The sequence below is a fragment of the Rhizobacter sp. P2_H2 genome (assembly GCF_056403375.1).
The window spans coordinates 1-1,418 of the sequence record NZ_JBFUFP010001262.1 but is presented as its reverse complement, the minus strand read 5'-3'; the positions used below and the strand labels follow the sequence as shown (position 1 = coordinate 1,418).

Sequence of the window (1,418 nt, the reverse complement as noted above, 5' to 3'; positions counted from 1 at the left end):
ACCGCGTGGCTCGCTGCTGCCGTCGCGGCACGCGGCGGGCAGGACATCGAGCCCTTCGTTGCCGCCGTCGCGCGCCGCTCGCCGACCGATGCAGCGCTGATGCGGGTGTTCTTCGAGCAACTGCAGAAGACGCGCGATGTCGGCGTGGCCGAGCGCGTGCTGGCCGAGATGTCGTTCCAATGGCGCGTGCACGCGTAYGCGGCCGGCGTCGTGCTGCTCGGCCGCGAGGCGCCGGCGGCGTGGCGCGATGCGGCCCGCCGGCTGCTGTTCGCCGACGAGCGGCCGTATTTCACCCCGCCTGCATGACTTCGCGGATCAGCGCGATGAACGCCCGCAAGCCCGCCGGCACATGCCGGCGTGTCGGGTAGTACAGGCAGATGCCGGGGTAGGGCGGCGTCCAGTCCGCGAGCATGCGCAGCAGCCGTCCCTGCTTCAGGTCGTCGCCGACGTGCAGCTCCGACAGGTAGCCGACACCGACGCCGGCGAAGACCGCGCTGCGCATCAGTGACGGCTCGTCGAGCGTGATCGGGCCGGGCACGTCCAGCGTCAGCGATTCGCCGTGCCGCTCGAACTCCCAGCGGTAGCGCGCGCCGCTCGCCAGGCGCCAGCGGATGCAGCGGTGGTTCATCAACTCGCCCGGCGTGGCGGCGCTGCCGTGCGCCGCCACGTAGTCGTGCGACGCGACCACCGCCATGCGCATCGCGCCGCTCATCGGCACCGCGATCATGTCGCGCGGCACCGTGTCGGCCACCCGGATGCCGGCGTCGTAGCCCTCGGCGACGATGTCGATCAGCCGCCCTTCGGTGACCAGGTCGACCTGCATCTGCGGGTAGCGCTTCAGGAACTCGAGCACGATCGGCTCGAACACGATGCGCGCCGCACCGACCGAGGTGTTCAGCCGCAGCGTGCCGGCCGGCGTGTCGCGCAGCAGGTTCACCGCCTCCATCGCGCCGCGGATGTCGCCCAGCGCCGGCGCGATGCGCGCGACGAACTGCTCGCCGGCCCCGGACAGCGCCACGCTGCGCGTCGTGCGGTTGAAGAGGCGCACGCCGAGGCGCGCCTCGAGCCCGGCCACCGCGCTGCTCAGCGCCGAGGTCGACATGCCCATGTCGGTGGCGGCTGCACGGAAGCTGCCGTGCCGCGCCACGGCCAGCACCGCTTCCAGTTCGACGAGGCCTGACTTGTGCATTGTCCTGATTACCAGAACTAGTCATCGGGATTCGTGCAGCTTATCAAATCAATGCCCGGCCTCTAGATTCGATGCATCCCTTCATTGCACAGGACATCGACATGCACGGCATCACCCGGATCTACATCGACGGCGCCTTCGTCGCCCCGCACGGCCAGGAGCGTTTCGACCTCTTCAACCCGGCCACCGAGGCGCTTATCGGCCAGGTCGCGCTCGGTGACGTGGAGGA

At 70.1% G+C, this 1,418-nt stretch carries 2 protein-coding genes; one reads left to right on the top strand and one right to left on the bottom strand.

All coding sequences use genetic code 11. The features are described from left to right. Positions 1-306 (top strand): hypothetical protein (locus tag AC1D15_RS32170; protein WP_477829252.1); only part of this gene is annotated, 306 nt, incomplete at its 5' end. On the opposite strand, the gene AC1D15_RS32165 is transcribed toward AC1D15_RS32170, so the two are convergent. Further along, positions 290-1,189 carry a LysR family transcriptional regulator gene (locus tag AC1D15_RS32165; protein ID WP_477829251.1) on the bottom strand — a complete coding sequence of 300 codons (900 nt, stop codon included), beginning with the start codon at positions 1,187-1,189 and terminating at the stop codon, positions 290-292. The genes AC1D15_RS32170 and AC1D15_RS32165 overlap by 17 nt on opposite strands. Positions 1,190-1,418 lie beyond the last annotated feature (229 nt).